General features: G+C 38.2%; 25 protein-coding genes and 1 other RNA gene. 23 read left to right on the plus strand and 3 right to left on the minus strand.

From position 1 onward, the window contains the following. The 8 genes from BLR79_RS03370 to BLR79_RS03405 all read left to right on the plus strand — a co-directional run. A partial coding sequence (locus tag BLR79_RS03370) for a transposase (RefSeq protein WP_143338768.1) occupies window positions 1-230 on the plus strand: 230 nt, incomplete at its 5' end. Window positions 231-368: 138 nt separating this feature from the next. Beyond that, window positions 369-1,652: an MBL fold metallo-hydrolase gene (locus tag BLR79_RS03375; protein WP_092084866.1), complete on the plus strand. Its 1,284-nt coding sequence runs from the start codon at window positions 369-371 to the stop codon at window positions 1,650-1,652. 84 nt (window positions 1,653-1,736) lie between these two features. Continuing rightward, window positions 1,737-2,768: an ABC transporter ATP-binding protein gene (locus BLR79_RS03380; RefSeq protein WP_092084867.1), complete on the plus strand. Its 1,032-nt coding sequence runs from the start codon at window positions 1,737-1,739 to the stop codon at window positions 2,766-2,768. Continuing rightward, window positions 2,768-3,673 carry a carbohydrate ABC transporter permease gene (locus BLR79_RS03385; protein WP_180955486.1) on the plus strand — a complete coding sequence of 302 codons (906 nt, stop codon included), beginning with the start codon at window positions 2,768-2,770 and terminating at the stop codon, window positions 3,671-3,673. Before BLR79_RS03380 ends, BLR79_RS03385 begins: the two co-directional genes overlap by 1 nt. After that, complete coding sequence (locus BLR79_RS03390) at window positions 3,670-4,491, plus strand: carbohydrate ABC transporter permease (protein ID WP_092084871.1); 822 nt, start codon at window positions 3,670-3,672, stop codon at window positions 4,489-4,491. The genes BLR79_RS03385 and BLR79_RS03390 overlap by 4 nt, the downstream gene beginning before the upstream one ends. 23 nt (window positions 4,492-4,514) lie before the next feature. Then, a complete protein-coding gene (locus BLR79_RS03395; protein ID WP_234970799.1) occupies window positions 4,515-5,786 on the plus strand; it encodes an ABC transporter substrate-binding protein in 1,272 nt (423 codons plus the stop codon). A gap of 172 nt (window positions 5,787-5,958) precedes the next feature. Next, window positions 5,959-6,426 (plus strand): CtsR family transcriptional regulator, encoded by a 468-nt coding sequence (locus tag BLR79_RS03400; RefSeq protein ID WP_092084873.1) that lies wholly within the window; start codon window positions 5,959-5,961, stop codon window positions 6,424-6,426. A gap of 18 nt (window positions 6,427-6,444) precedes the next feature. Further along, window positions 6,445-8,901, plus strand: a complete 2,457-nt coding sequence (locus BLR79_RS03405; RefSeq protein ID WP_092084875.1) for an ATP-dependent Clp protease ATP-binding subunit — start codon at window positions 6,445-6,447, stop codon at window positions 8,899-8,901. A 58-nt stretch (window positions 8,902-8,959) separates the two neighbouring features. Here BLR79_RS03405 and thrB read toward each other — a convergent pair whose 3' ends face one another. Genes thrB through BLR79_RS03420 form a run of 3 tightly spaced genes read right to left on the minus strand, consistent with a single transcriptional unit; the run spans window position 8,960 to window position 12,144 of the window. Continuing rightward, the gene (gene thrB, locus BLR79_RS03410) at window positions 8,960-9,862 is read right to left on the minus strand and encodes a homoserine kinase (RefSeq protein WP_092084877.1); all 903 of its coding nucleotides are present in this window, start codon (window positions 9,860-9,862) and stop codon (window positions 8,960-8,962) included. 9 nt (window positions 9,863-9,871) lie between these two features. Next, window positions 9,872-10,942 (minus strand): threonine synthase, encoded by a 1,071-nt coding sequence (gene thrC / locus BLR79_RS03415; protein WP_092084879.1) that lies wholly within the window; start codon window positions 10,940-10,942, stop codon window positions 9,872-9,874. 2 nt (window positions 10,943-10,944) lie between these two features. Next, complete coding sequence (locus BLR79_RS03420; protein ID WP_092084881.1) at window positions 10,945-12,144, minus strand: homoserine dehydrogenase; 1,200 nt, start codon at window positions 12,142-12,144, stop codon at window positions 10,945-10,947. Between the two features lie 157 nt (window positions 12,145-12,301). Here BLR79_RS03420 and BLR79_RS03425 point away from each other — a divergent pair, with 157 nt between their 5' ends. From BLR79_RS03425 to BLR79_RS03495, 15 genes are all read left to right on the plus strand, one after another. Beyond that, entirely contained in the window at window positions 12,302-13,660 is a 1,359-nt protein-coding gene (locus BLR79_RS03425) for an aspartate kinase (protein ID WP_092084883.1), read from the plus strand. Between the two features lie 94 nt (window positions 13,661-13,754). Continuing rightward, window positions 13,755-14,093, plus strand: a complete 339-nt coding sequence (locus BLR79_RS03430; protein ID WP_092084885.1) for a hypothetical protein — start codon at window positions 13,755-13,757, stop codon at window positions 14,091-14,093. A 69-nt stretch (window positions 14,094-14,162) separates the two neighbouring features. Then, window positions 14,163-14,693, plus strand: a complete 531-nt coding sequence (gene tadA / locus BLR79_RS03435; RefSeq protein ID WP_092084887.1) for a tRNA adenosine(34) deaminase TadA — start codon at window positions 14,163-14,165, stop codon at window positions 14,691-14,693. 14 nt (window positions 14,694-14,707) lie between these two features. Beyond that, window positions 14,708-14,804, plus strand: an RNA gene (ffs, locus tag BLR79_RS03440) — signal recognition particle sRNA small type. 110 nt (window positions 14,805-14,914) lie between these two features. Then, entirely contained in the window at window positions 14,915-16,852 is a 1,938-nt protein-coding gene (gene dnaX / locus BLR79_RS03445; protein ID WP_092084888.1) for a DNA polymerase III subunit gamma/tau, read from the plus strand. 61 nt (window positions 16,853-16,913) lie between these two features. After that, window positions 16,914-17,228 carry a YbaB/EbfC family nucleoid-associated protein gene (locus BLR79_RS03450; RefSeq protein ID WP_092084890.1) on the plus strand — a complete coding sequence of 105 codons (315 nt, stop codon included), beginning with the start codon at window positions 16,914-16,916 and terminating at the stop codon, window positions 17,226-17,228. A gap of 23 nt (window positions 17,229-17,251) precedes the next feature. After that, window positions 17,252-17,848, plus strand: coding sequence for a recombination mediator RecR (recR, locus tag BLR79_RS03455; protein ID WP_092084929.1), 597 nt, complete (start codon window positions 17,252-17,254; stop codon window positions 17,846-17,848). A gap of 20 nt (window positions 17,849-17,868) precedes the next feature. Then, window positions 17,869-18,501 (plus strand): dTMP kinase, encoded by a 633-nt coding sequence (gene tmk / locus BLR79_RS03460; protein ID WP_092084892.1) that lies wholly within the window; start codon window positions 17,869-17,871, stop codon window positions 18,499-18,501. 18 nt (window positions 18,502-18,519) lie between these two features. Next, on the plus strand, window positions 18,520-18,849 hold the full coding sequence (locus BLR79_RS03465; RefSeq protein WP_092084894.1) for a cyclic-di-AMP receptor: 330 nt from the start codon (window positions 18,520-18,522) through the stop codon (window positions 18,847-18,849). Between the two features lie 21 nt (window positions 18,850-18,870). Further along, window positions 18,871-19,842, plus strand: coding sequence for a hypothetical protein (locus tag BLR79_RS03470; protein WP_092084896.1), 972 nt, complete (start codon window positions 18,871-18,873; stop codon window positions 19,840-19,842). 20 nt (window positions 19,843-19,862) lie between these two features. Then, on the plus strand, window positions 19,863-20,270 hold the full coding sequence (locus tag BLR79_RS03475) for an initiation control protein YabA (protein ID WP_092084898.1): 408 nt from the start codon (window positions 19,863-19,865) through the stop codon (window positions 20,268-20,270). A gap of 12 nt (window positions 20,271-20,282) precedes the next feature. Continuing rightward, entirely contained in the window at window positions 20,283-21,041 is a 759-nt protein-coding gene (locus BLR79_RS03480) for a tRNA1(Val) (adenine(37)-N6)-methyltransferase (protein ID WP_234970800.1), read from the plus strand. Continuing rightward, complete coding sequence (locus BLR79_RS03485) at window positions 21,019-21,378, plus strand: GIY-YIG nuclease family protein (RefSeq protein ID WP_407643813.1); 360 nt, start codon at window positions 21,019-21,021, stop codon at window positions 21,376-21,378. Before BLR79_RS03480 ends, BLR79_RS03485 begins: the two co-directional genes overlap by 23 nt. Further along, window positions 21,356-22,234, plus strand: coding sequence for a 16S rRNA (cytidine(1402)-2'-O)-methyltransferase (gene rsmI, locus BLR79_RS03490; RefSeq protein WP_092084902.1), 879 nt, complete (start codon window positions 21,356-21,358; stop codon window positions 22,232-22,234). Before BLR79_RS03485 ends, rsmI begins: the two co-directional genes overlap by 23 nt. 15 nt (window positions 22,235-22,249) lie before the next feature. Continuing rightward, window positions 22,250-23,257, plus strand: a complete 1,008-nt coding sequence (locus BLR79_RS03495; RefSeq protein WP_092084904.1) for a YdcF family protein — start codon at window positions 22,250-22,252, stop codon at window positions 23,255-23,257. Window positions 23,258-23,266 lie beyond the last annotated feature (9 nt).

Raw genomic sequence — 23,266 nt, forward strand, 5'->3', positions numbered from 1 at the left:
AAGTCAATCCTTCTTACGAATATTTTAAAGCGCAACAGCGCGAACAGCTTTCAGATCCTGAATGCGCCAAGGTGTATGCGCGTCGAAAAATCGACGTGGAGCCGGCATTTGGGTTTTTGAAGGCTTGTTTGGGTTTCACCCAATTTCACGTTCGTGGAATTGACAAGGTGAAACAAGAAATAGGCCTCGCGTTATTAGCAGCTAACTTAAGAAAGTTAGCCCTCTGCTAGCGGGCTCTTTTAAAAAATCCCCCGAACGATCACCAATGGATCATTCGGGGGATTTATTTGCGCGACTTATGTCACAGGCTCTTTTTTATTATAAAAGTGTTGGTAAACGTGGTAAAATGATAACGAAATTATAACGGAATGGAAGAAAAAGTGATGAAGGAACAAGATACAATCATTACCTTTTGGGGCGGCATTGAAACGATTGGAGGAAGCATTGTCTCTTTTCAAAAAGGTCGTTATCGTCTAATTACGGATTTTGGTGCTTATGTTGGGGTCGATGTCGAAGAGTTAGCCGATGAAACCCAAACACTAGCCCTTTTGAAAGAAGGTAAACTCCCTCCTATTCCCGATTTTTATGAAGATAATGAATTACAAACAATTGTCTGTTTAACTCATCTTCATTTAGATCATTTAGGAAGTTTGAATCATTTACCTAAAGATATTGAAGTATGGTTGAGCCAGGAAGCTTATACATTTTATCAAGCCTTAGAACAAAGCAATTATTTACCTAAGTATGCTGTGAAATGGCGCCCGGTAGAATGGGAAGAAACTTTAACGTTTGGTCCCTTTACAATCCAATTTCTCCCCAGTGATCATGATACATTGGGTGCGGCGGCTATTTTTATTGAAACCGAAGATTTAAAAGTTATTCAAAGTGGTGACTTTCGTTTAAGTGGTTTTCGACCTGATGACGTATGGCAATGGGTTCAAAAAGCTCGTCATTTTAAACCCGATCTTTTACTAATAGAAGGAACAGCTTTTAGCTTTGATGAAGCCATTGATCCGCCTAGAGATCCTATTGAAGACCATATTATTCCCCTTAAAAAAGCTACTGAAAAAGCGTTGGTCAAAACGGTCCAAGATCTGGGTCAAAAAGAAGAAGTAATGGTCTATAATGGCTATTCGCAAAATATCGAACGTTTAATGGCGCTCATCCAGTTAATGAGTCAATTAAACCGTCAAGTGGTGGTCAGTTCGCGTATGAAAGAGTTGCTCGATCAAATGACAGATCAACCGTTAAACGTTTTAAGTTGGAGTGATGATTTAATTGAACTTATTCGAGCTCATCCTCAAAATTATTTTATTCAAATAGAAGCTGAAGATACATTTATCTTTGGAAGAATTCCTTCAGGTATTTATTTACACTCTAACGGCATGCCTTTAGGTAATTTTATGCCAGGATATGTGGAGTATGTACAGCATATTATTAGCCACGGTTGGCAATTTATTGATCTTTCAAGTTCAGGACATGCCACTAAAAATGATTTATTGACCGTTAGCTATATGATTAACGCCGAACTGACGGTAGGGTGGCATACATTTGGTGCTGAGAATTATCAGATTGCTTTAGAAGAAATAGGATTACGTTCATTTCTTCCAGAAATAGGAAAAAACTATTCATCGTGTGAAATAAATCACTAGATGATGAATGAAGAAAAAATAATAAAAGTGTGGTAATATTTTATTACAATATGTCAAGGCAGTTGAATGCGAGGAGTGAATTGGTTGGAAGTAAGATTTGACGATGTCACGATGGCTTTTGATGATAAAATAATTCTTGATAAAATTAACTTTACATTACCTAGCCAACAATTAATTTCTTTTCTAGGTCCGAGTGGATCTGGAAAGTCAACAACCCTTTATTTAATTTCAGGTTTATTAGAAGCCACTAGTGGAGATATTTATTTTGGAGATCGAAATGTTACTCACTTAGATCCTACTCGTCGAAAAGTGGGATTAGTGTTTCAAAACTATGCGCTTTATCCTCATCTAACGGTAGCGGATAATATTATGTTCCCTCTAAAAATGGCTAAAGTACCTAAACAAGAGCGTTTAGAGCGTATGGAGGAAATGGCACAGTTAAGTCGTATTGAAGATCAGTTAGATAAATTTCCTCGCCAACTTTCAGGAGGACAACAACAACGAGTCGCCATTAGTCGTGCGCTAGCGAAATCTCCTGAAATTTTATTAATGGACGAACCATTATCTAACTTAGACGCTAGACTTCGCGTGGAGATGCGAGAAGAAATTCGTCGCATTCAACAAGAAACGGGAGTGACCACCGTTTTTGTAACCCATGACCAAGAAGAAGCATTAAGCATTGCGGATAGTGTCATGGTGTTAGATGGTGGAAAAATCCAACAAATTAGTGATCCGATTACTTTATACGAAAAACCTAACAATACATTTGTAGCTAAATTTATCGGGTCACCTATGATCAATATGTTTACTCGCTTTTCGAATGCTCTTAACCCCGAAGCGACTTTATTAGAAGATAATGCTTGGGTGGAGATGGGTGTTCGTTCAGAAGGGTTTAGACTAGCGACACCAGAAAATTATTTACTACAAGGAACCATTGAAAAGGTCGTTCAAGTCGGTAAAGAGCGAACGATTCATGTTAAGTCAGGTCAAGAACGGTTTGTTTTAACAAACATCGAAGAACCTTTAGAAGCGGGACAAATTGCTTATTTTAATGTGGCACCACAATATATTTTACTGTTTGATGGTAATGGACGTCGCATTGAAAGGGAGGCTTAATAATGAATAAAAAAGCCACGGGCCGATCAACGCTTCAAGCCTTTTTATACTTACTTCCGATGCTCATCTTTATTAGTGTTTTTACTGTATATCCGATTATTAAATCGATTATGATGAGCTTTTATGATAATTATAATTTATTTACAGGCGATATTGGCGGATATAGTTTATCTAACTATCAAACTTTATTCAGCGATCCTGCTTTTTATACTGCTTTAAAAAATACATTTATTTATGTTGCAGGAGTCGTTCCTCTATCCATTGCGATTTCTTTAGGAATTGCTTTAATGCTATATCGAATTCCTTTTCTCAAAGGATTATTTAGAACCGTTTATTTCTTACCTTATGTGACCAGTACCGTAGCGATTTCTATTGTATGGAGCTGGCTTTATCATTCCCGCTACGGGCTGTTTAATTATTTTCTAAATTTAGTAGGAATCGAGTCCATCGACTGGCTCCTTAATCCAAAGTATGCTCTTCTTTCAGTGATTATTATGGCTATTTGGAAAAGTTTAGGATTCAATATTTTACTGTTATTGGTTGGGTTAGGAAATATCAACGATAATTATTATAAAGCGGCTAAAATTGACGGAGCTGGAGCATGGCAACGTTTTTGGCACATTACTTTACCGATGCTTCGACCGACGTTGTTTTTACTATCAACGATTGGTGTTATCAATAGTTTTAAAGTATTCGATCAAGTATTTGCTTTATTTAACGGTCGCCCAGGCCCAGCTAACTCAGCAACAACGGTCGTTTATTACTTGTTCTATCAATTTTACCAACGATTTGATTACGGTTTAGCTGCTGCTTCAGGCGTTGCTTTATTCGGAATCATTCTCTTTTTCACATTCATTCAGTTTCTAGGAAACCAATATTTAAATAAAAGGAGCGATGCTTCATGAGTAAACGAGCTCAAAATATTTTGTTGTATACTTTACTAACGTTAGGCAGCTTCTTAATGATCTTACCTTTTTATTGGATGATCGCCACGAGTTTAAAAACTGGAGGAGAAGCTGTTGCTGTGCCTCCAACTTGGATTCCTAAGCGCTTTTTATTTTCTAACTATCAAAAAGCACTGGAAGCGGCACCTTTTGGACGTTATTTTTTAAATAGCGTTATTGTGACAGTAACCACCACTATTGGTGAAGTGTTTACTAGTATTTTGGCTGCCTATGCTTTTAGTAAGTTACATTTTTGGGGTAAAAATGCGTTATTTCTTTTCTTATTAGCTACCATGATGGTACCAGGAGAACTGATGACCATTCCTAACTTTGTAACTTTATCGAACTTTAAGATGATTAACACTTACTGGGCGTTAATTATTCCATGGTTAGCGAGCGTATTTTCTGTTTTTACGTTGAAACAATCCTTTGAATCCGTTCCTGATGAGCTGTATTATGCAGCTAAAGTGGATGGAGCCAGTGATTGGAAATATTTATGGGGTGTGCTTGTTCCACTATCTAAATCTTCGATTATCGCGGTGATGATTTTGAAAGTCATTGGTAGTTGGAATTCATTTATGTGGCCACTAATTGTGACCAACGACAAAGCATTACGAACACTCCCTGTAGGACTTCAAGCTTTTACCACTGAAGCAGGAACCCATTATGAATTATTAATGGCGGCTTCAACGATTGTAGTTCTGCCTATGGTGATCATTTATTTATTGTTGCAAAAGTATATTATTCAAGGTATTTCACGTTCTGGCCTTAAGGGTTAGAATAATTACGGAGGGAATATAGAGTGAAGAAATTTCATAAATTATTTTCAGTATTAACATTGGCATTGTTAGTTCTAGCGAATGTGGTCGTTCCAACGACTCATGCAGCCGAAAAAACACAAGTTGTGTTTTGGCATGCGATGAATGGACCGCAACAAGAACAATTAACTAAAATGGTTGAAGAATTTAACCAATCTCAAGATGAAATTGAAGTCATCGAACAAAACCAAGGTGACTATAGTACATTGCAACAAAGTATTATGGCTTCTGCAGCCTCAGGTAACTTACCAACCATTACTCAATTGACCGCTTCTCACACACCAGACTACGCGGCTCAAGGTTTATTAACACCTTTAGATGAATATTTAACTGACGAAAACAATTTTGGTCAAGAGAAATTAGACGATATTTTACCAGGGTTTGCGGCAGGAATGAAATATGAAGATCAGTATTACGCTGTTCCTTTTTCAAAATCAGTTCGTTTAATGTTTGTTAACCAAGACTTATTAGATGAAATCGGTGGTGAAGTGCCGACAACTTGGGAAGAATTAAAAGCATTAGATGAGAAAATGAAAGCTGCAGGTAAAGAAGAGCCCGTTCTCGGTTTAGAAAACGGTATCGCAGCTGAGATTGAAACAATGGCTCGTCAAAATGGCGCAGCATGGATTTCTGATGACTTAACACAAGTAGATCTTGGTTCTGATCAAGCAGTCGAACCTGTGAACTTTGTTAAAGAGCTATTAGATACTAAAGTAGCTCGTACAGCTGGAGAAGACACTTATATGTCTGGACCATTCTCTCAAGGAGCTACATTATTATATATTGGTTCTTCAGCGGGTATTCCATACGTTGAAGAAGGAGCTAAGGAAAGTAACATTCATTTTACAACGGCAGAAATTCCTGTTTATGCCGACGGAGAACCTTTAACGATCTTTGCTGGAAATGATTTAGGCGTCTTCCAAAGTGCAACAGAAGAAGAGAAAAATGCTGCTGTGAAGTTTATGGCTTATTTAACAGACCATACAGTTGATTGGGTAACGCAAACAGGTTATTTACCTGTTACGCAATCAGCCATTGACAGTCAAGAGTGGCAAGATTACGTTGCAAAAAATCCAATGTTTGAAGCAGCAAGTAAAGAATTACCTTACGGAATTGCTCAACCGGGTTATCAAGGAGCAAGTGAAGTGCACCAAGATTTAGTTAAAGCATTAGATGAAATCTTCATCAACAATGCTTCAGCTAAAGAACAAATGCAACAAGTTGAAGATAAAGTTAAAGGCTTTTTAGGTCTTTAAATAAATTAAATAATAAATAGATGAACGTTAAGTCGTAGCGATTTTTGCTGCGACTTATTTTTGTTTGACTAACTTTGACAATAGGGGTAAAGTCATGATAGAATAATGATAATAGGTGAGAACTTATTTTTTTGATTTAATAGTCAAATAAAGTCAATAAGGAGGGGATGACGTGTCTAAGCGCAATATGTCCGACATAATAGAAGCGTACTTAAAAGATTTTTTGAAGACCAAAGAACACATCGAGATTAGACGCAGCGATATTGCTGAACACTTTGATTGTGTCCCTTCACAAATTAATTATGTTATCAATACCCGCTTTACTCAAGAACATGGCTATTTAGTCGAAAGTAAGCGAGGAGGCGGAGGGTATATTCGAATTTTAAAAGTTGAATTGATTGATGAAGTGGATCAAATTGATGCAATGCTTGATTTGATCGGAAATCAATTGACTCAACGTAGCGGAATCAATATTATTGAAACATTGATTAAGCGCGATTTAATAACCGAACGAGAAGGAACGCTTATTTTATCCGTCATTGAAAAATCTGTGTTGTCATCGATCAGTGGTGAAAAAGAACAGGAAGCTCGCGCTGAATTGTTAAAGACTTTTCTTTATCAGTTGCGTTATGAGTATTAATCTAAATGAGGTGAAATGATGTTTGAAGAATTATTTACACAGAGCGCTCAGCGTGCGATGGTCCATGCTGCTGAACAAGCGTATTTTCTAGATCATCAAGTGATTGGAACGGAACATATTTTACTAGGACTTGCTAAAGAAGAACAAGGCATTGCCTCTAAAGCTCTTGAACGAGTAGGAGTAACTTATGAGGTTTTAATTAATGAATTAGAGTCCATTCACGGAATTAAAAGCCAACCTAAATCTGGTACAGAAATTATTATTCCGTATTCTCCAAGAGCAAAGAAAGTAATTATGAACGCGTCTCGCGATGCTAAACGTTTAGGTGTGGCTAAAGTGGGTACGGAACATTTATTAATGGGACTCCTACGAGAAGACACCTTAGCAACAGTGATGTTGCGCAATTTAGGTGTAGAATTTAGCGACTTACGTAAAGCTTTGTATGACTTACTCGGCATTCAACCACAACAAGCCGACGGCGCACCTCGTCGAGGTAAACCACAACAAAAAGCTGCAGACAGTGCAACGCCGACTTTAGATAGCGTAGCCCGTGATTTAACTAAAATTGCGCGAGAAGGAAAATTGGATCCTGTCGTTGGTCGTGACGAAGAAGTTCGTCGCATGATTCAAATTATTAGCCGCCGTACGAAAAATAACCCCGTCTTAGTAGGAGAACCCGGTGTAGGTAAAACAGCAGCCGTGGAAGGGTTAGCATTACGAATGGTTAGTGGCGAAGTACCAAAAACGATTGCTAAGAAACGTTTGATGATGCTTGATATGGGGTCTCTTGTTGCCGGGACTAAATATCGCGGTGAGTTTGAAGAACGCATGAAAAGTATTATTGAAGAAATTAGACAAGATGGCCAAGTGATTTTATTCGTTGACGAGTTACACACCCTTATTGGTGCAGGAGGAGCTGAAGGAGCGATTGATGCTTCGAACATTTTAAAACCAGCTCTTGCTCGAGGCGAAATTCAAACCATTGGAGCCACAACTCTTGATGAGTATCAAAAATATATCGAAAAAGACGCTGCATTAGCCCGTCGTTTCTCTCGTGTCATGATTGATGAACCAACTCCTGAAGATACCTTATTGATTTTAGAAGGTATTCAAAAGAATTACGAAGAACATCATGACGTAGAAATTACACCAGAAGCGTTACAAGAAGCAGTGACTTTAAGTGTACGCTACATGACTGATCGCCGCTTACCAGATAAAGCGATCGATTTAATTGATGAAGCCTCTGCTAAAGTTCGTCTTGATGCTTCGATTAGTCAAAGTCGTGTGAAAGCTTTAGAAGAAAAAGTTAAAGATATCATTGCCCAAAAGGAATTGGCTATTTTAGACCGTAATTTTGAGCGAGCTTCTGAGCTACGTGAAGAAGAGGAAAAATTAGAAGAAACGTTAGCTAAAGCTTCTGCTAAAGAAAAAGATGGCAAAAAAGAAACAGTGGAAAAGGTAACTCCAGAAGATATTGCTGAAGTGGTTGCTACTGCGACAGGTGTTCCGGTTACTCAAATTGACAAAAAAGAAAGTGATCGTTTAATTCACTTAGAACAAGAATTGCATGAACGTGTTATCGGGCAAGATGATGCTGTTTCTGCGGTATCGCGCGCGATTCGCCGTTCAAGAAGTGGGTTAAGTAGTGGACGTCGTCCAATTGGTTCATTCCTCTTCTTAGGTCCAACTGGTGTTGGTAAGACAGAATTAGCTAAAGCGCTAGCTGAATCAATGTTTGGTAGTGAAGAGAACATGATCCGAATCGACATGTCAGAATACATGGAAAAACATACAGTGTCACGTTTAATTGGTTCACCTCCAGGATACGTAGGGTATGATGAAGCAGGTCAATTAACTGAACAAGTGCGTCAAAAACCTTACAGCGTCATTTTACTAGACGAAGTAGAAAAAGCTCACCCTGACGTCTTTAACATCTTGCTTCAAGTGTTAGATGATGGTCAATTAACGGACTCTAAAGGTCGCCGTGTTGACTTTAGAAATACAATCATCATTATGACATCAAACATTGGAGCGACTGCGTTACGAGATGAAAAAACTGTTGGATTTGGTGCTGTGTCCTTTGAAGATAACTTTAAAGCGATGGAAGCGCGTATTTTAGAAGAGTTGAAAAAGGTCTTTAGACCAGAGTTGTTAAACCGAATCGACGAATCCATCGTCTTCCATTCTCTATCTAAAGAACAAATCCGTGAAATTGTTAAACTTCATGCAGAAGACGTTGTTAAACGACTTGAAGAAATGGAAATTAGTGCTCGCGTCACACCGACAGCCATTGATATTATCGCTGAAGCTGGTTTCGATCCGGAATATGGAGCAAGACCAATCCGTCGCGCAATTCAAAAACAAATTGAAGATGAATTGAGTGAAATGTTACTTCGTGGTGATGTAACAGTGGGGGATGCGATTACGATCGGTGGTCGTTCTGGTAAAATTAATATCGGCAACCGCTCCAAATAATCTTTATACAGAAAAATCCTGCTCGCTTCTTATTTTTTAAGAAGTTAGCAGGATCTTTTTATTTTGCAGGAACAATTTGAACTTGTTCATGTTGGCATGAAGGAACTTTTTGGTTAAGTGATTCTAAAATGTCAGACGCTTTTTCTTTAGGACATAAAGTAAGCATTGTTGGACCAGCGCCAGAGATCACTGTCGCATAAGCACCTAAACTTAAAGCACATTCTTTAATCTCGTTGAATTCAGGGATTAGTTTCTGACGGTAAGGCTCATGAATTAAGTCTTTCATCATGAGTTGTCCCATCTTGTCATATTCTTTCTTTAAGGCGGCTAAAAGCATTAAACTGCCTACCGCATTTTGCATAGCAACTTCACCTGCGTGATAACTTTCAGGTAAAATGCTTCGTGCCTCTTGTGTACTAACCTCATAGGGAGGAATAGACACAATTAAAGTGACATCTTCCAAGTTGAGTACTTCATAATACAGCTCTTCTTGATGAGAGTTTTCTTGCGGTTGATAATACCCAATAAATAGTCCACCAGTCACACAAGGCCCCACATTATCAGGGTGCCCTTCAAAAAAACTGGCTAGACGCACTTTATCAAAGTCCGATAAAGATAACTGACAGTAATGATTGGCTAACTCTACTCCAGCAACAATCGCAGAAGCTGAACTTCCTAAACCGTGAGTTAAAGGAATTGTGCTAGTCATTTCTAAGTGTAATGTCGGCAAAGTGTGTCCGAACTCTTTAGCGACTTGTCTAGCGACTTTGATGATTAAATTTTCTTCATTACAAGGGAGCACTTCTAAGTCAGGAGACTTAAAAGATACTTGCCATTGACTACTTGGTTTAGCTTTCACCTCTAGAAATTTATCGACCGCAATTCCCATCGAATCAAAGCCGATGCCTAAATTGGCACTGGTGGCGGGAACTTTGACATGAAATAAATCTGATACTGCCATAACGATCCCTTATTTTTCTAAATCATTAATAAATTTAACAATTGTTTCTTCATCATTTGGTAGAAGAGTTGGTTTTTGAGTAATCTGTTCGATGGCTGTTTCAGGGTCTTTCAAACCGTTTCCAGTTAAAATAGTCACCACTGTTGCACCCTTTTCAATTTTGCCTTCTTCTAAAGAACGTAACATTCCAGCTACAGAAGCAGCTGAACCTGGTTCACAAAAAACTCCTTCTTCGCCAGCAATGCGTTCGTAAGCATTTAAAATCTCTTCATCAGTGACGGCTTCAATCACCCCGCCTGACTCATCGCGAGCAGCTTCAGCTAATTTCCAGCTTGCAGGGTTTCCGATACGAATCGCTGTTGCGACCGTTTCTGGATTAGTCACTGGGTGGCCTTTCACAATAGGTGCAGCTCCTTCAGCTTGGAAGCCGTACATTTTAGGTAAGCCCGTTCCTTTTTGGTCGTTATACTCTTTAAACCCTTTCCAATAAGCTGAAATATTTCCAGCGTTTCCTACCGGAATAGTCAAGTAGTCAGGGGCTTTTTCTAAAGCATCTACAATTTCAAAGGCTGCTGTTTTTTGACCTTCTAAACGATATGGGTTAACAGAGTTCACTAGTGCAATGCCTGGGTTTTCTTCGGCAATCTTTTTAACGATTTCTAAAGCGTCATCGAAGTTACCTTGAATTTCGATAATTTGTGCGCCATACATCATTGCTTGAGCCATTTTACCCATCGCAATTTTTCCTTCAGGAATTAAAACAATGGTGTTTAACCCGATGCGTGAACCATAAGCAGCTGCTGAAGCAGAGGTGTTACCAGTTGAAGCACAAATAATAGTATGAGCTCCTTCTTCTTTTGCTTTAGCAACGGCCATCACCATCCCACGGTCTTTAAAAGAGCCTGTTGGGTTTAATCCTTCAAACTTTGCGTAAAGGTTCGCACCGTATTGCTCGCTTAAGTTATTTAAACGAATTAAAGGAGTATTTCCTTCATATAAAGATAATTCAGGGGTTTTGTCAGTAACCGGTAAGTAATCTTTATATTCTTTGATTAATCCTTGCCAATATTTAAAAGTCATAACTATAGTTCTCCTTCGATTTGATAGATTGCAGCGAGTGAATCATATTCTTGTAGTTTAAGACGTTTTTCAAGTGGTAAATTTTGAATAAGAGCGACACCTTCATCTTTGATTTGGGCTGATATCTCTAGTGCTTCTAGAGCTTTTTGAGCCTCTTGGGTATTTTGGAAGCGCACGTAATAGTTCAATGGACGTTCATCTTGTTGAATCGTTGCTTGTTTTGCCGGCGTAAAGTTTTTAGGGTAGTGGCGACGATTAGCGATTTGCATAATGTCTGAAACAACGGCAGAAGCGGTTTCTAAACTACCTGCGCCTGGTCCGAATAAAGCTGTTTCTCCGATAGCGTTACCTTTAATAACGACGCCATTTTGCGCATAGTGTACGTTAGATAAAGGGGATTCTTTTGTGACCATCATTGGAGCAACTTTGACAGCTAATGTATCGTCACTTAATCGGCTTCCTTTAGCAATAAGTTTTACTTTAAAACCTAATTGATTTCCTAACTCCACGTCTTTTGAATCGATTTGTGTAATACCATCAACGTCAACATCATTAACGTCAATTGAAAGCCCGAAAGCTAAACGTGATAAAATAGTGATTTTGTAACGAACATCGAATCCTTCAACATCATTAGTTGGGTCTGCTTCTGCAAAGCCAGCTGCTTGTGCTTCTTTTAAAGCTTTATCATAGCTCCAACGATCAAAATCCATCTTAGATAAAATATAGTTCGATGTTCCGTTTAAAATACCCGTTAAATCAGTCAGTTGGTTAGCAGATAACCCCACTTCAACAGCGTTGAGTAGCGGAATTCCTCCACCAACACTTGCTTCATAGAGTAATAATGTTCCGTGTTCATTGGCAATAGCTACCAACTCATCAATGCGATTGGCCAGTAAATCTTTATTGGCAGTTACGACGTGCTTTCCTTTAGCCAGTAACGTCGCAATGTAGTCGCCTGCTGGATCTAACCCACCCATGGTCTCTACAACCACGTCTACATCGCTATTATAAATATCTTCGATATTATTTGTTATGGTTACATTTGTAGTATCTACCGTTAAATTCTTTCCTTCGTTGCGGTCTAACGCATGGGTAATGGTGAGGGGTTCACCTAATATTGATTGAATTTTCTCTTGGTTTGTTTGAATAACATTAAACACACCACTTCCAACAGTTCCAACGCCTAAAACGGCCACCTTCATTGTCAAAAACCTCCTTTTGGTTAATATACTTATTAATTTTAGTACTAAAAGTATAAAAACACAAGGTTAAATCTATGAAAAGACTTCTCATAATAAAAAGTTTAGTGTAAGATAGTAATTGTTATTAAAGGAATTTCAAATTAAAGGATGGTTAAAAATGAAAGTGGCAAAGTTTGGCGGAAGCTCTTTAAGTAACGCTGAGCAAATTAAAAAAGTATCTCGTATTATTCAAAATGATCCAGCAATTCGTATTGTAGTGGTCTCAGCTCCGGGAGTACGCTTTCCGGAAGATATTAAAGTAACAGATTTATTAATTGATCTTTATCGTTGTCAATCTAATGGAGAAGATGTTCAAAAACCGCTTCAATTAATTTTAGATCGCTACCGAGATATTATAACGGATTTAGATCTAGATGAATCTTTAGTCGAAACATTTGAAAAGACATTACTTACTTATTTAGACACGATTAAAGACCCTAAACGCTTAGAAGATGCTTTAAAGTCTTCAGGAGAAGACTTCAATGCTCAAGTGATGAGTCAATATTTAACAAGCATTGGAAACCCTTCTAAATACGTCTCACCAAAAGAAGCAGGCATTATTGTTTCTGATGAACCAGGAAATGCGCGCTTATTATCGGAGTCCTATGAAAAGATCGCTCAGTTAAGGGATGAAGAAGAATTATTAATTGTTCCTGGCTTTTTTGGTTATTCAAAAGCGGGTGATATTGTCACTTTCTCTAGAGGTGGATCGGATATTACGGGTGCCATTTTAGCTAGTGGTGTGGATGCGGATGTTTATGAAAACTATACAGATGTTTCTTATATTTATTCTGCTCACCCAGGAATCATTAAAAATCCCCATGCAATTCACGAATTAACTTATAAGGAAATGCGAGAATTAGCTTATTCAGGATTTGGTATCTTCCATGATGAGGCGCTAGAACCCGTTTATAAACACCGCATTCCGGTGATGGTGCGAAATACGAATCGCCCGGACATTGAAGGGACGATGATTGTATCGACTCGTGAAATTGATGCAAACACGCCGGTAACGGGTATTGCAGGTGATGATGGGTTTATTTCCATTTCCATCGAAAAATACTTATTAAACCGAGAAGTAGGGTTTACACGTCGTCTACTGCAAATTTTTGACGATTTTGGGGTATCCATTGAACATATTCCAACGGGAATTGACAACATTTCGGTCATTATTCGTCAGCAAAAGCTAGATGAGAGTGGAGTTTCGTTAGATACTATTTTAAACAAAATTAAAGAAGTCCTTGAGCCTGAAGAGTTAGAAGTAGAAGAGAATCTATCTTTAATTATGGTGGTCGGTGAAGGCATGCGTGAAGGGGTCGGGGTATTAAACACCGCTACGGAGGCGTTAAGTCAAAGTGATATTAACATTCGCATGATTAACCAAGGTGCTTCAGAAGTAAGTATGACCTTTACCATTCAATCGACTCAAGAAGAAAAAGCTTTGAAAACGTTATATAATGCATACTTTAATAAATAAACGACTCACTTAGTGAAGTGTATTAATCGTATCTCCTTTACGTGTGTGCTATAATACAATTATGACAAAGACGTTTATTTAAAGGAGGATTATCATGAGTAAAAATAATTCAAGTGTAGGTCGTATTCTATTAGGATCTGCATTAGCTGTTGCAGGTTTAGCAGCTTTTGTATACTTTTCTGACGATGCTCGTGAGAAAGTAGAAGGTACTGTAAACCGCGAGCGTGCGAAGTATTTAGTTAGAAACAAAATGAACGCACCTCAAGCCTTTGTTGATGCAGTAGATAACTTATCTGATAGCGAAGTAACTACATTAATGCGTTCTCTTGACAAAGCAGGCGATGCAGGTGAGAGTATTTTAGATACTGTTACTGATGCAGTAGATAAAAGTCGCGATCTATTAGAGCGCGTTGCAGATTACTTTGATAACTAATTTATCTTTGAAAGAGCTCTTTACTAAAGGGGCTCTTTTTTAATTGGAGAAAGTAAAGGGTGGCGATCGATGAAGCATATCGATGAACTAGAATTAGCTGAACAAAAAGAGCATCTTCGTTGGATGCAAGAAGCTTTAGATGAAGCGAAAAAAGGAATGGCGATCGGCGAAGTGCCTATCGGTGCAGTGGCTATTTTAGATGGAGAAATTATTGCTCGTGGGTATAATTTAAGAGAAGTGAACCAACAAGCTACTTCCCATGCGGAAATGGAAGTTATTCAAAAAGCAAACCAATCTTTAAAGGCTTGGCGATTATCTAATGCGACATTATACGTCACGTTAGAGCCTTGTGCCATGTGCGCTGGAGCAATTATTTTAGCGCGGTTTAAACAAGTCGTTTACGGCGCCAAAGATCCTAAAGGAGGCTGTGCGGGTTCGTTAATGAATTTATTAGAAGACGAACGTTTTAACCATCAACCAGAAGTTATTTACGGCGCCTTAGAAGAAGAGTGTAGTAGCCTTTTAAAAGACTTCTTTCGCCAGTTAAGAAGACGGAATAAACGACGTAAACAAGCTCAAAAAACTAATACTAGCAAATAAAAACAAATGTGTTATAATAGGTTTTGGGCAATGATGGAGCCGTGAATGAGTCAGGGTCGGAAGACAGCAGCTATAAGCGGTGAAGTCATGTGCCTTTTTTATTTTTAAAATTTAACAAGCTTAGTCAGAAAATACTGGCTAAGCTTTTTTTGTCGTCGAACAATGTTTCGATTTTTGGTATAATAGTAAGGAAGCAACTTTAAGTTAAAGGAGGGCTAAGAATGAGTTATCAAGCGTTATATCGGGTGTGGCGTCCCCAAACATTTGACGAATTAATTGGGCAAAACGTCATCTCCCAAACATTAAAAAACGCAGTTAAGTATGAACAGCTCGGTCATGCTTATTTATTTACAGGTCCTCGCGGAACAGGTAAAACAAGTGCCGCTAAAATATTAGCCAAAGCAGTGAACTGTCCTCATTCAACGGATGGCAATCCCTGCAATGAATGTGAAATTTGTCAAAACATTACCGAAGGCCGACTTAGTGATGTTATTGAAATTGATGCGGCAAGTAATAATGGGGTTGAAGAGATTCGTGATTTAAGAGATAAAGTACGCTACGCTCCAACTCAAGCAAAATATAAAGTATATATTATCGACGAGGTTCATATGTTAACAACAGGAGCCTTCAACGCATTACTCAAAACGCTTGAAGAGCCGCCAGGGCAAGTGATTTTTATTTTAGCCACTACCGAACCTCATAAAATACCAGATACCATTATTTCTAGAACGCAACGATTCGATTTCCAAAGAATTCAAGATCAAGATATTGTTGAACGAATGCAATATATTTTAGATGCTGATGGAGTTCGTTACGATGAAGAGGCGTTAGAAATTATTGCTCGAGCTGCTCAAGGTGGGATGCGCGATAGTTTAAGCCTTCTTGACCAAGCTCTTTCTTATTCTAGAGAGCTTGTCACAGTAGAAGCCGCGCTAGAAGTTTCGGGAAGTTTAGATCAACAAGTCTTAGTGGAATATATTCGTCATCTTTATGACGGACAAACAGAAGACGCGCTCCAAACGTTTCAGCGCCAAGTTCAAAAGGGCAAACAAGGTAGTCGCTTTGTTGAAGAACTGATTTTATTCGCTCGTGATATTCTATTAACGACCCATACAAGTAAAAATTATACATTACTATCTAAGGATGAATTGAAACCTTTAAGTGGAATTGAAGTTTCTTTTTATTATGGTTTGATTGATCAATTAAACGAAGCGATTGTTCAAATGAGACTTTCTAATCAACCGGATTTATATGTAGAAGTATTAACAGTACGTCTTGCTCACCGTCTTTATACTAATGAAACGTCCTCTGGACAAGTCGCAGAGGATGCAAGCCTCATCACAGAGTTGCGCCAACAAATCGAAGGACTCCAGCATCAACTCAATCAAGTGAATCGAAATGTTCCTTCATCGGCACAACCAACGGCTGAAAGACCAACAATTCAACCAATCAATGAAACGACTTCTTTAAAAGAAGAACCAAAAGCGAGTGTACAAGATAATTCTACAACAGAGAAAAAGCGAGTAGCACCTGTACGCAGAACGGCTACGATGAAGCCTTATGAATTAAATGTAGAAGAAGTCTTTGATGTTTTAAATAATGCTCAAGCTAAACATAAAAAGCAATTAGAACATTACTGGACCCAAATTATTTCACAGCTTTCACCTAAATTAAGACGTTACTTTGACAAAAACACGCCGCCGGTAGCAGCAGGTCCTGGACAAGTGTTAATTAGTTTCCAGCGAGAAAATTATGCCAGCTTCATCCAACATAATGAGGAGTTGAAAGACCTACTGGTTCAAAGTTTGTCACAAATAATGAACGAAGCGGTAAAGGTATATGTCATTGTTGAAGAAGACTGGCGTCATATTTATAAAACTTACGTCGAACACTTTAAAAAGTCAGGGAATAAACGCCCAGTAGCAGTGCCTGAATCTCTTTTGGAAGATTATCCGGCCCCAACTAAACAAGACACCCTTGAAGTAACAAATCCTCAATCAGCAGATAGCGAGCAAGAAGAAGCTCCGGAAGTTGAAAGGGATGAAAATATTCAAAGTTTAGACGCTTCTATACCGCCCGAGCATTCGGCAGAAGAAGACGAATTAATAACAAAAGCCATTGATTTATTTGGCGAAGATAATGTCAATATCATTCGTTAAAAGTTCATGTTAAAATGACGATAGAGAATTAATATTTAATGAATTGAAAGGGAGAATTACAATGCGTGGAATGGGAAATATTCAAGGCATGATGCAGAAAATGCAAAAGATGCAAAAACAAATGGAAAAAGAACAAAAAGCGATTGAGGAAACAGTATATACAGCGAAAGATCCTTCGGGAATGGTTACAGTAGAGATGAATGGAAAGCGCGAATTAATCGATTTAGCGATTCAACCGGAAGCGGTTGATCCAGAGGATGTCGATATGTTACAAGATTTAATTATTACAGCAGTCAACGACGCTTTACGTCAAGTAGATACAGATACGCAAGAGCGTTTAGGTAGTTTCACTCAAGGATTGAATTTACCTTTTTAAAATAAGAAAGGACGTGTTTGATGATGCAATACCCTGCGCCTCTCGCAAAGTTGATGAATAGTTTTACTAAGTTACCAGGGATTGGATCCAAAACAGCAGCGCGACTCGCGTTTTACATTTTAGATATGGACGAGCGAGATGTTACTCAGTTTGCTCAAGCTTTAATTAACGTCAAGCGCGATTTAATGTATTGCCAAGTGTGTGGCAACATTTCGGATACGCCTGTTTGTTCCATTTGTGCAGATGAAACACGTGATCAGTCACAAGTCCTTGTTGTAGAAGATGCTAGAGATGTCATGTCCCTTGAGCGAATGCAAGAGTACAAAGGATTATATCATGTTTTACACGGCGTCCTTTCTCCGATGGAAGGAACAGGGCCAGAAGATTTAAACATTGCCGGACTAATTAAACGACTGCAAGATGAAACGATTAAAGAAGTCATCATCGCAACGAATGCCACCGCTGAAGGCGAAGCAACGGCGATGTATTTAGCTCGTTTAATTAAACCAGCGGGTATTTCAGTTACCCGACTCGCTCATGGGCTATCTGTTGGAAGTGACATTGAATATGCCGATGAAATGACGCTATTTCGTGCGATTGAAGGCCGAAGAGAATTATAAGTAAAGGAGGATGGACAAAGGTGTCAGGTAAATTTATTACATTTGAAGGCCCTGATGGATCAGGCAAGACGAGTGTTATTGCTCGAATCATTGAATTATTAAATGACCAAGGAATAACAGAAATTGTTTCCACAAGAGAACCAGGTGGAAGTGCCATTGCTGAGCGCATTCGTGAAGTTATTTTGGACGTCAACCATACCGAAATGGATTCAAGAACAGAAGCACTCCTCTATGCAGCTGCTAGAAGACAACATTTAGTCGAACGTATCCTACCGAGTTTACAAGAAGGTAAACTTGTTTTGTGTGACCGCTTTGTCGACAGCTCCTTAGCTTATCAAGGAATCGCACGGGGCATTGATATTGAAAAAATTTGGCAAATTAACCAATTTGCCATTGAAGGGTATATGCCAGTGTTAACATTTTTACTCGACGTTCCCGCCGAAGTAGGACTAGAACGTATTTATAAAGCAAGAGGAGAAAGGCAATACGACCGACTTGATCAAGAAAGTCTTTCGTTTCACCAAAAAACGCGCCAAGCTTTTTTAGATTTTGCTGAACAAAGCGACCGTATCGTTGTGGTTGATGCGACCCAGTCGATTGATGATGTAGCTAAGGCTTGTTTAGTCATTTTAAAAGAACGACAGATCATTTAATTAAAGGAGGTTATTCCGATGAAACTCATTGTAGCGATTGTTCATGATGATGATAAACACGTTTTAGAAAGTGAATTTAGAAAAAACAAAATTCCTTCAACCCGTTTGAGTAGTACAGGGAGCTTTTTACGCTCTGGAAATACGACTTTTTTAATTGGAATTGAAGAAAGTCGCGTAGATGAAGTGTTGGAAGTCATTAAGAAAAACTGTGAAGCTCGGGATGAAGTTATTACCGCACCGATTAATTTATATGTCAACTTAGAGATGTCGACAGCATATCCTGTCAACGTTCATGTTGGAGGAGCCACTGTTTTTATTTTACCAATTGAAGAGATGTTTCGTTTTTAAGTAAAAGAAAGGGGAGAGCCAATGGGGATTAAGCAAGTGGATGACCACGTTCAATATTTTCAAACCCTTGTTCAAGAAGGCACCCTTTCTCACGCTTATTTATTGACCGGGAACGCTCATGATGACAAATTACAAGTTGTCCAAAAAGTCGTCGAAGAACTTATCAAGAAAGAACCATTACCGCAAGAAGAAACGAGACGTCTCATTGATAATGTAAAACAAGATCAGTTTGCTGATTTACTTTTTATAGAGCCAGAAGGTCAAACCGTTCGGATTGATCAAATCCGTCAATTAAAAGAGTGGTTATCGACGAGTTCGATGGAATTAAACTTTAAAGTAGCGGTGATTGAGGCGGCAGATAAAATGAACACAGCGTCTTCTAATAGCTTATTGAAACTGTTAGAAGAGCCTCAAGAAAGAGTCTATTTATTTTTACTGACTTCCGAAGCGTCCGCTCTTTTACCGACGATTCGCTCGAGAACACAACAGATTCATTTTTTTGATTCAGATTTAACGCACCAATTAAATGAACTGCAAAGAAATTATTCAGTGAGTGACTTTCATAGTGAAGTCATCGTCCGATTTCCAACGCAAATGCAAACAGCGATATTGGAAGACTATGATGAAGCCGACTTTGATCAATTTTTGAAAGTTTTTAATTATTTTTACAAGTTATTATTTACAAAAGATACGTATGGATTAATTGTCGTTCAAACCCATTTAAAGGATTATTTCCCCAAAACGGGTGCTTCAATCGGGTTAGAGTACTTATTCATGTTAAATCATAGCGTACTCATGCATTTAGTTGCGGTAAAAACACCACCTACGTTTCAAAATTATTGGATTAAAGAATGGGTCAACCAAGTAGACAATGACCCCGGGCGTTGTATTCAAATTCACCAAAATTTAGTGAACGTTAAAGAGCGTTTACGTTTCAATGTCGCGCCTCAATTAGCCTATGAACAACTGGTCATTCGCTGTCTTGAAGATTAAATTAGAAAGGTAGAAACAGAATGAATACAGAGCACTTATATCGTTTGATTGAACAAATCACCCAACAAATGGACTCATTAAATGAATCTGTTTCTATCTTACAATCATCTTTGAAAGATTTAGCGGAAGAAAATGAACGTCTTAAATTAGCCAACCAAAGTTTAATTGCGATCTTTTCTGAAGTGCCAGCTAATCAAGATGAGTCATCGATTATTATTGATCCCATTGGACAATCCACCCATCAAGATGAGTTGGCAGATCAACCAACGGCTAGTGCAGCCTACGTTCCTGTTCATGGCGGGAGTCACGAACGTCTTCAAGCTATTTATGATGAAGGAATTCATGTCTGTCATGAAATGTTTGGAACGAAACGTGAAGATAATGAGGGTTGTTTAATGTGTTTGGATATTATTGACCGGTTGGCTTAGGAGGAAAGTTTGTTGGAACAATATGATTTGGATCAACTCGTTCAACCAAATGAACGAGTTGATTTATTTATACGGGAAAATTTAAAGATTATTCAAAGTAAAGACTATTTCGCCATGTCGATCGATGCGATTTTGTTAGCAGACTTTGTTCGCTTAACTAAAAAGCCAGTTCGGATTATGGATTTTTGTAGCGGTAATGGTGTCATCCCTCTTTTATTAAGTCACCGTACGTCCTCTAAAATAATGGCAGTTGAATTACAAGAGCCGTTAATCGACTTGGCAAGACGCAATATGCTAATAAATCAACTCCAACATCAAATTGAATTAGTCCATCAAGATATTAACGATTTAACGGTGAAGGAGTGGGGGACGTTTGACATTATTACGTGCAATCCGCCTTATTTCCCTTTAACTGATCAAGTAAAAAAACACCAATTAGATACCCATGCCATCGCAAGGCACGAAATATATTTAACGGTGGACCAATGGGTTAAAAAAGCGACCCAACTGTTGAAAACAAAAGGACGTTTATATATTGTTCACCGTCCCGAGCGTTTAGACGACTTAATGGAGTCTTTATTAAATCACGGATTTGGCATTTATCGTTTACGCTTTATTCACCCTAAAAAGGAAAAGCGCGCCAATATTGTCTTAATTGAAGCCATTTATCAAGGAGGACGTCAAGGAGTCCGAATTGAGCCGCCATTAGTGGTCCATGAAGAAGACGGAACTTATACAAAGGAAATGAATGAGTTGTTTTATGGCGAGTAATCACTTTTTCTATGTGTTGTATTGCAGGGACGATACACTGTATGCAGGGTATACGACCAATTACTACCGGCGGTTAAGGCAACACAATAGCGGACAAGGAGCTAAATATTTAAAGGCAGCTTCTCGAAGGCCCGCTCGGTTAATCTATGCGGAAAGTTGGCCAACGAAACGACAAGCCATGCAACAGGAATATTGGTTTAAACAATTAACGAGACGTCAAAAAGAGCACTATTTAGCTTATCATCAAGTAGAAGAGTTAACTCAACCTTTTATTACTGCTTTCCAACGTCAAACTGAAGAGATAGGAGCGTATTATGAATATTCAACAAAGCTTTAAAGATGAAGAGAATAGGCCGTGTCTATATCTAGTGCCTACACCGATCGGTAACCTAGAAGACATGACTTATCGCGCGGTTAGAATATTAACTGAAGTAGATGTCGTTCTAGCAGAAGATACACGAATGACGGCTAAACTTTTTAATCATTATCAAATTAAAACCCCTCTGAAAAGCTTTCATGATCATAGTTCTAATCAGCGTGTAGATGAAATTATTCAAAAGATTCTATCGGGACAAAAAATTGCGTTAGTCAGTGATGCGGGTATGCCGTTAATTAATGATCCAGGTCATCCTCTTGTTCAAGAAGCATTAAAAAACAATATTCCAGTCATTGCTTTACCTGGAGCCAACGCTGCTTTGACGGCTCTTATTGCCTCTGGATTACCGGCGACAACGTTTACTTATTATGGCTTTTATCCAAGAAATAAAAATGACCGCCAAGAGCTCCTTCAATTTATTAAAACTCAAAAAGAAACGGCACTTTTCTACGAATCGCCTTACCGAATTACACAAATGTTACAGTCATTTAAAAGCGACTACTCACCTAATGCTCAAGTAGTGATTGCTAGAGAATTAACAAAGCGATTTGAGGAGTACCTTCGCGGTACAGTGGATGAAGTATTAACTCATGTTAAAGAGCAAGGGATTAAGGGAGAATGTGTTGTTCTTTTGGAAGGATTAGATGATGATCCAAAGAAAGATCAAGATCCTTTACTTACTTTAAGTATTTCAGATCACGTCAAACAATTGATAGAACAAGAAAAAATAAAACCCAATGCAGCGATTAAAAAGGTGGCTAAAATACGTCAACTACCAAGATCGCAAGTATATAATTCCTATCATAATATTGATTAGTTAAAGGAGGCGACAATGTACTTTTGGATTAGTGGCACACTGGCTTTGTTTGGATGTGTAGCGTGGATTAAACAATGGCAAAAATTTCCTGCGATTGCTTGGTATTTTTATGCTTTGGCCAGTTTAATTTTAGGTTTAATTGAACATAGTACGCCCTTTTTTCTTTATGGTATTCGTTACTTTTTTCTAGTAATCAGTGGCTTTATCACGCTGTTGATGCCGTTTATTTTAATGGGAATCGGAAGCGTCGGGTTATTTAAAACCCTCCAACAATCTCGGACTAAACCAATAGAAGTCATCTTAAACGTTAGTTTATTTCTTATTTTTACAAGTTTTGTGTTATTTACTCTATGGGGTCTTACTCAAAAAGCGACGATGAACTTTGCTCGTTTTATTAGTATTTATAGTTTACTGGCAACTTATTTTTTTGCGACTGTGTTAAGTTTTTTGATGCTGATGGGTGTGTTATATTGGTGGCCTAAACCTAAAGAGGTCAATCAACTCATTATTTTAGGAACAGAAATAGATGAAGAAGGACAAGTGTTAGATACGTTAAGGCGACGCTTAAATAAAGGACTTGCTTATTATAATCAGTCTTCTAAAGATTTGCATTTCGTTTTAACAGGAGGGGCGGTATTAGATCAGCCAGTGAGTGAAGCGTCTCAGATGAAAAATTACCTCATTGATCAAGGAATTGATCAAAAGAAAATTTGGCTCGAACCTCATGCGAAAAATACACAAGAAAACTTTTATTTTACATGGCAACTGTTAAGTCGAATGAAACAAACGGTTAAACCACTTGTTATAACAAGTGCCTTCCATGTTGTTCGCTCCAAGTATATTGCCCAATCTCAAGGAATTAAGACAAGCTTTTTAACTTCTTCAGTTTCTTGGTATTTATGGCCCTATTTAGTAGCTAGAGAATATTTAGCTTTTATTTTATTAACGAAATTATTCAACTATATTTTTATTCTCGGCGTTTTTTGTATTGGGATATATCAAGTGCTCTTTTTAGTTCCATAAGGAGGGTTA

Source organism: Dolosicoccus paucivorans, assembly GCF_900100125.1.
GTDB lineage: Bacteria > Bacillota > Bacilli > Lactobacillales > Aerococcaceae > Dolosicoccus > Dolosicoccus paucivorans.